Origin of the sequence: Hydrocoleum sp. CS-953, assembly GCF_002260545.1 — a bacterium.
Lineage (GTDB): Bacteria > Cyanobacteriota > Cyanobacteriia > Cyanobacteriales > Microcoleaceae > Trichodesmium.
Genome location: NZ_LGSU01001147.1, coordinates 1 through 7,300, shown reverse-complemented (window position 1 = coordinate 7,300; position 7,300 = coordinate 1). Strand labels below are relative to the sequence as shown.

General features: G+C 36.1%; 4 protein-coding genes. 3 read left to right on the top strand and 1 reads right to left on the bottom strand.

The features are described 5' to 3' along the window. Nucleotides 1-268 precede the first annotated feature (268 nt). The gene (ilvD, locus tag AFK68_RS18130; protein ID WP_094673975.1) at nucleotides 269-1,954 is read right to left on the bottom strand and encodes a dihydroxy-acid dehydratase; all 1,686 of its coding nucleotides are present in this window, start codon (nucleotides 1,952-1,954) and stop codon (nucleotides 269-271) included. Between the two features lie 1,191 nt (nucleotides 1,955-3,145). Between ilvD and AFK68_RS18125 the strand changes: the two genes are divergently transcribed. From AFK68_RS18125 to AFK68_RS18115, 3 genes are all read left to right on the top strand, one after another. After that, complete coding sequence (locus AFK68_RS18125) at nucleotides 3,146-3,985, top strand: pentapeptide repeat-containing protein (protein WP_094673974.1); 840 nt, start codon at nucleotides 3,146-3,148, stop codon at nucleotides 3,983-3,985. 163 nt (nucleotides 3,986-4,148) lie between these two features. Beyond that, nucleotides 4,149-5,147, top strand: coding sequence for a pentapeptide repeat-containing protein (locus AFK68_RS18120; protein WP_094673973.1), 999 nt, complete (start codon nucleotides 4,149-4,151; stop codon nucleotides 5,145-5,147). 1,001 nt (nucleotides 5,148-6,148) lie between these two features. After that, complete coding sequence (locus AFK68_RS18115) at nucleotides 6,149-7,135, top strand: pentapeptide repeat-containing protein (RefSeq protein ID WP_094673972.1); 987 nt, start codon at nucleotides 6,149-6,151, stop codon at nucleotides 7,133-7,135. Nucleotides 7,136-7,300 lie beyond the last annotated feature (165 nt).

Here is a 7,300-nt window from a genome sequence, read left to right as displayed (position 1 = left end):
AGTTATTTTACTCTATATCTAGTGTTTTTCTCTAATTCTGGTTACTCTCAAACCAACAGAATTTGCTGCTTCATCATAACATTACTTCCGACTTAGATATTTTTGAGTTCCCAACACTACATATCTATAACCTTGTGGTTTTTGAAACCAATATCATAGTTTCTCTGTGTAAATCCTATGGAGGAAGGGTTTGGCGACCAAACCCCTACAGTTCTAACTATCACCTAAGCACAAAAATCATACCTAAGCTTCTACAACAGCCTAAATTTTAATCTAATCCAGAGTCAGTTACTGCTCCAACACTGCTAGAGGAAACTAACTTAGCATACTTAGCCAATACACCTCTAGTATATCGGGGTGTCGGTGGTTCCCATACTTCACGACGCTTTTCTAGTTCCTCATCAGAAATATTTAACTGTAGTAAACGCTTATGAGCATCTATAGTAATCATGTCTCCTTCTTTGATTAGAGCGATCGCTCCACCTACTGCTGCTTCTGGAGCTACATGACCAACTACCATACCGTAAGTACCACCAGAAAACCTACCATCAGTAATCAATCCTACTTTATCTCCTAAACCAGCACCAATAATAGCGGAAGTTGGTGCCAACATTTCCCGCATTCCTGGTCCACCTTTCGGACCTTCATAACGAACTACTATAATATCTCCTGCTTGAATTTTGCCTGCTAATATTGCTTCTAGGCAAGCTTCCTCTGATTCAAAAACTCTTGCTGGACCTGTTATTTCTGGGTTCTTAACTCCTGTAATTTTAGCAACGGCTCCCTCAGTTGCTAGATTTCCTTTTAAGATAGCTAAGTGTCCTTGAGCATACATGGGATTATCCCAAGGGCGAATCACATCTTGGTTTGCAGGTGGTTGAGAAGGTACATCTGCTAACTGTTCCGCAATAGTTTTACCAGTTATAGTTAAAGCATCTGGGTGGAGTAGGTCATGTTCTAGGAGCATTTTCATTACTAAAGGTATGCCACCTGCTTGATGCAAATTTGTAGTAACATATCTACCACTTGGTTTCAGGTCACACAATACAGGTACTCTTGCCCTAATAGTTTCAAAATCATCAATAGATAATTCCACATCCGCAGCATGAGCTATTGCTAAGAAGTGTAACACTGCATTGGTGGAACCCCCTACAGCCATAATTACTGAAATTGCATTTTCGATGGCTTTGCGAGTAATAATTTGACGAGGTAAAATTTGTTTCCGAATAGCTTCTACTAATACATGAGCTGATTTTTCTGTACTATCTGCTTTTTCTGCATCTTCGGCAGCCATTGTTGAGGAATACATTAGACTCATTCCCATTGCTTCAAAAGCTGAAGACATGGTATTTGCAGTAAACATTCCTCCACAGGAACCAGCACCAGGACAAGCTCTACGTTCTATTGCTGTTAATTCTGCTTCGTCAATTTTTCCAGCACTATATTCTCCTACTGCTTCAAAAGCACTTACAACTGTTAAGTCTTTGCCATTATAATTGCCTGGTTTAATAGTACCACCATAGACAAAGATGGCTGGGATGTTCATGCGGGCGATCGCTATCATTGCTCCTGGCATATTTTTGTCACATCCGCCAATAGCCAGAACTCCGTCCATTGTTTGGCCATTACAAACTGTTTCAATGGAGTCAGCAATAACGTCTCTGGAAACTAGAGAATATTTCATACCCTCAGTACCCATAGAAATACCATCGCTAATGGTAATTGTCCCAAATATTTGTGGCATTCCTCCAGCTTCTTTCACTCCGGTCATGCCTCGCATGGCCAAATCATTAATGCCCATGTTGCAGGGAGTAATGGTGCTATAGGCATTGGCAACCCCAATAATTGGTTTTGTAAAGTCTGAATCTTCAAAACCTACAGCTCTAAGCATGGCTCGGTTTGGAGCACGTTGTACTCCTTTAGTTACTAATTGGCTTCTTATATTTTCTGGCATAGTATTTTTTGACTCTACTATCTTAATTTGACCAAAAAAATCAACTGTATACAAGCCCCCGGATTTATTCTTGGAAAAAGAAAAAGGTTTTCGGTCTTGCAAACTATTTGGTTTATCAATGGGGTCATAGTTTTGACTTTTGAAGATTATTACCCACATTCCCCACGTCAATTTCTAGGATTAAAAGTATTACAAATAACTGAAAATATCCAAGTATTTCTACTGTGTAAATTATCTTTATTAGTTTGGCTTAAAGTCAAATCATCAGGGAATAAATTCAGTATTTATGCTGAATTTATTTCGACAATTGAGAACTGGCATTTCCTCTTCACTCCTGATTCCTTATTTTTTATACCAAATTCATGCTCATTGCTATACATCTTAACTTGTGATTTATTAATACAATAATAAAGTTATAAATTACCGAAAAATTAAGGTATAAAGCCTCTCCATTCATGGAAAAAAAAGTGGTTGTTTGCGGAGCATGACCTAGGATGGGATGGCGTTTTGCTTCGCAACATATAAAGCGTTTCGGCTGTCGCCGACATGAAAAGCGCAGTTCCTCTGTTTGCGCAGCATTCCGCAGGAAAAGAGGCAGCGGGTCCGTAGGAGCGGGTCTCGAAGAAAAAAATTCCTTGAGCGCCAATCCTTCTATGACAGAAGAGTTCAAGAATGCGCGAATTACCTCTCCTTGAAAACAAGAGGATTGACAAACAGGAAAATTTTTATTTATTATCCCCTTAAAAGGGGAGGCGCATACCCACAATATTTCGGTAATTATTAATTATTAATTATTAATTATTAATTATTAATTATTAACAGAGCCTACAGTTCTCCATGGAAAGTTTCTCACCTTTAGATAGCTGAAAGCCTTAACTAGCAATAGTTATTCCCAGAACTTTGCACTGTCTAGTAATTATTAATTATTACCTATGTCGTGACTGTAGCAATATTTTATGAAATTGGTATTAGACTAAGTTTTGAAGTGCAAACTATGAAACTATGGTATGGCAGTACGCAAATAGAGCTGGGAGATTTAGAAATGCTCAAACGATTGTCAGGGGTTAGTTTTGACTTCTGACTTCTGTTCGTCGCCAATCCTACAGCTCCCCTATCTGACTTGCGCGTAGCGCTATAATGTCCTGCTTTAAATATAAAATATAAAATAGAAAATAGTTTGAGGCAGAGTAAATGGAGGCTGAGGAACTTCTCAAGCAATATGCAGAAGGGGAAAGAAATTTTAAAGGTATTACTTTGGTAGGAATTGATTTAACCGGAGCTGATTTAAGTAATGCTAATTTTACTAGGGCAAACCTCCGTAATGTGATATTTAAGGATGCTAACCTCAGTGGAGTTAATTTCAGAGAGGTGAGTTTGGGGGATGCTTCTTTAAATGGAACGAATTTGAGTGAAGCGAATTTGATTGGAACAAGTATGGTGAAAACTGATTTGACTAATGCTAATTTGAGTGGAGCTAATCTGCGGGGTTCTAATTCTAGAGAAGCTAATTTGAATCAAGCTGATTTAAGGGGTGCTAATTTAACGGAGGCTAATTTAAGTCAGGCTAATTTGACTGAAGCTAATTTGAGTGAATCTACAATGATTCGCGTTAATTTGATTAGGGCTATTTTAAGTGGTTCTAACTTAGAGTTTGCTAATTTAACAAATGCTTTGATGAATGAATCAATTTTGGAGGAGGTAAACCTGACAAATGGAATTCTGAGTGGAGCTATGTTAAGTGGTTCTAATCTTAGTGAAGCTGATTTGAGTAAATCTACTACTATTGGGGCGACTTTGAGTGAAGCGAACTTAAGTGGAGCAAAACTACGAACTACTAATGCTAGTTGGACTACTTTACGAGGTGCTAATCTCAGTGGGGCTAATTTATTTCGGGCTAAATTAAGTTGGTCAAATCTGACAGGGGCAATTTTAGTTAAAGCTGTTTTGATTGACGCAAAGCTTAATAAAACTAATTTACGAGATGCAGATATGAGAGGAGCAATTATGCCTGATGGTACAACTTTTCCCTAAAAATATTGTTGCTGTTAACTGAAAATTTTAAATTATAATAGGTGTTGTTTTTGATTCTTTATATTAACAAATATTCATAAAATTTATCTATTGTAATCGAATATAATTAGAGTATATTTACAATTTGATCAGAAATTATGGGGAACTGCAGGAGGAGATAAAAATGAATGCTGAGGAATTAAAGAGTCGATATAACCTAGGAGAACGAGATTTTCGCCAAACTAATTTAGTCGGGGTAAATTTAAAAAGTGTACACCTAGAAAAAATTAATTTGGAAAGTTCTTCTTTGGCTTGTGCAGATTTAACTAAAGCTTTTCTTTATGAATCAAATTTTTCTGATGCTTTTCTCTACTCGGCTAACATGAAATATGTCAAATTGGGAAAGGCTCAACTGGTTAATTCTGACTTGACAAAAAGCGATCTACAGGGTTCTTTTCTGGTTAAGTCAAAAGTCTGTGGTGCGAAATTAAGTGGCGCTATTTTATCTGGTGTGAATTTGAGAGCTGCTAATCTTGAAGGTATTAATCTTTGTGGCGCTAATCTTAGTGGTATTAATTTGCGTTCTGCTAATCTGAAAAATGCTAATCTTTGTTGGGCTAATTTGAGTGGTGCTCGACTAAATGAAGCATCAATACAAGGTGCTTTTATGACAGGAGTTAATCTCAGTAAAGCATATTTAATGAAGGTAGATTTACATGGAATGGATTTGAATGGAGTGAATTTTAGTGGTGCTAAAATGAAGTTTGCTAACTTATGTGGTGCAAATTTAACTGCTACAAATTTTAGTGGAGCTAATTTAATTTTTACTGACTTAAAAGCAACAATTATGAATGGTTCTAATCTGAGTAATGCTCTATTAATTTCTAGTGATTTGAGTGCCGCAGTTTTGATGAGAGCTGATTTATCTGACGCCGTTTTGAGTAAAGCTAATTTGAGCAAAGCTAATCTGAATTTAGCTAATTTGTATCAAGCTGATTTAAGTGGCGCTTGTTTACAGAATGCTTATTTGTGGAAGACTAATTTAACTAAAGCTAATCTTGATGGTGTTGACTTAAGTGGGGCTAGTTTAAGAGGAGCAATTTTGGATGGGGTTGACTTACGAAATACTAAGTTAACAGGAGCTATGATGCCAGATGGTACAATTTTCAAAACCTTGAAATAACAAATGTCAAAAACTGACATACATCACCAAACTTACCAATGGATAATTGATAATTGATAATTAATCAATTCGGCTTTATTGCCTTCTATTTCAAGAGAAAAAGCGGTCTATCTTGGGAGCTTTCGGTAGGATGGGATGGCCGGTGCCTCTTCCAGAGCATGACCTAGGAAAGTTGTGCGCCAGCAAAACGCGGAGCGACTAGAATTGCGGAGCGGCTCTGTAAGAGCGGCAAACCTCCCTATCCCTCCACCGCTTTTTATCCATGAATTGAGAGGCTTTATACCTGAATTTTCGGTAATAAAATATATAGTCATAAATCACACAGCAATTAGTTATGATAACTTGGGAGAAATAGTCAGGCAATTAGATAATAAAGCCGATGTATATGGTTGTAAGTTAATCAAAATTAACAGATATTTTCCTAGTGGGACTTACACAAAATAGCAGTAGAAAATAGGCTCAAAGATAGATAAGGAGAGTTTTTTACGTCGAAAAGATATAAATCCTTTATTACCAAGGGTTTTAGCAATTTTTAGGGGATTGACGTAATTCCCTTGTCTAGACTGACTTTGAAGCAGTTTTTATGCCAAAAAATGTCTAAGTACCACTAGTGCCTGTTCTTTCTACAGAGGAAGCTGCTCTGTTAGCTTAGCATTCTAGAGGAAAGCTCCGCTAAACCTTTCAAAGCTTTGTTCAAAATGCGGTCATGTAGTAGAAAAATTACCTCTAAAGAATGGTAAAACCTTCGCATCAAAACATTTTTCTGTTCACTTAGAATCTTAAATTAGAATGGGTCGTAATTGTAATCTTTTTATTAATAAATATTTATAAAATCTAGCTGTTATAATCTAATATAATCAGAGTATATTTACAATTTATAGCGGTTTTCACTTCATGACTACAAAACTTTTTCCTTCTTCCTTTAAACCCAAATCTCTGTACTCTAAAAAACATGAAAACTGCTATAATTTAATTCTTGAAAAATATAGGAGAAAAGCAACATGAAAGGTGAGGAATTAAAGACTCGATATTCTCAAGGAGAAAGAGATTTTCGCCAAATCAATTTAGTCGGAGTAAATTTAAAAAGAGTAAATCTGGAAAAAGTTAATTTGGCAGCTGCTTCTTTAGCTTGTGCTGATTTTAGTTATGCTTTTCTCTATGAATCAAATTTTTCTGATGCTTTTCTCTACTCAGCTAATATGCAATTTGTTAAATTGGGAAAGGCACAACTTGTTAATGCTGACTTGACAAAAAGCAATCTAGAGGGTTCTTTCTTAGTGAAGTCAAATTTATCTGGTGCTAAGTTAAGTGGTGCTGTTTTATCTGGTGTTAATTTGAGAGGTGCTAATCTAGAAGGTATTAATCTTTGTGGCGCTAATCTTAGTGGTATTAATTTCCGTTCTGCTAATCTGAAAAATGCTAATCTTCGTTGGGCTAATTTGAGTCACGCTCGACTAAATGAAGCCTTAATACAAGGTGCTTTTCTGACAGGAGTTAATCTAAGTAATGCATTTTTGATGAAGGTAGATTTACATGGAATGGATTTGAATGGGATTAATTTTAGTGGAGCTACAATGAAGTTTGCTAACTTGTCTAGTGCAGATTTAACTGCTACAAATTTTAGTGGTGCTAATTTAATTTTTACTGACTTAAAAGCAACAATTATGAATGGCTCTAATCTGAGAGATGCTGTATTAATTTCTAGTGATTTGAGTGGAGCAGTTTTGACGAGAGCTGATTTATCTTATACAGTTTTGACTGATGCTAATTTGAGTAAAACTAATCTCAATTTAACTGATTTGCATAAAGCTGATTTAAGTGGTGCTTGTTTAGAGGAAGCTTATTTGTGGAAGGCTGATTTGAGTGAAGCTAATCTTGATGGTGCTGACTTAAGTGGGGCTAGTTTAAGGGGAGCAATTTTGGACGGGGTGGATTTACGAAATACTAATTTAACAGGGGCTATGATGCCAGATGGTACAGTTAATTAATCAGGAGTCAGGAGTCAGAATATAAAAGGATTTTAATTTATCTTAATTGTTTTGTTCTTACAATATATCATAAATCATTTCTGATTGTTATAGCTGATACCTCATAGCTAAATGCTTAGGTTTTAGTTAATAAGTAAATCTTCATATTGCTAGCAATAATTTGAG

Coding starts and splice junctions, on each gene's coding strand:
- ilvD (WP_094673975.1), bottom strand. CDS start 1,954: ATGCCAGAAAATATAAGAAGCCAATTAGTAACTAAAGGAGTACAACGT.
- AFK68_RS18125 (WP_094673974.1), top strand. CDS start 3,146: ATGGAGGCTGAGGAACTTCTCAAGCAATATGCAGAAGGGGAAAGAAAT.
- AFK68_RS18120 (WP_094673973.1), top strand. CDS start 4,149: ATGAATGCTGAGGAATTAAAGAGTCGATATAACCTAGGAGAACGAGAT.
- AFK68_RS18115 (WP_094673972.1), top strand. CDS start 6,149: ATGAAAGGTGAGGAATTAAAGACTCGATATTCTCAAGGAGAAAGAGAT.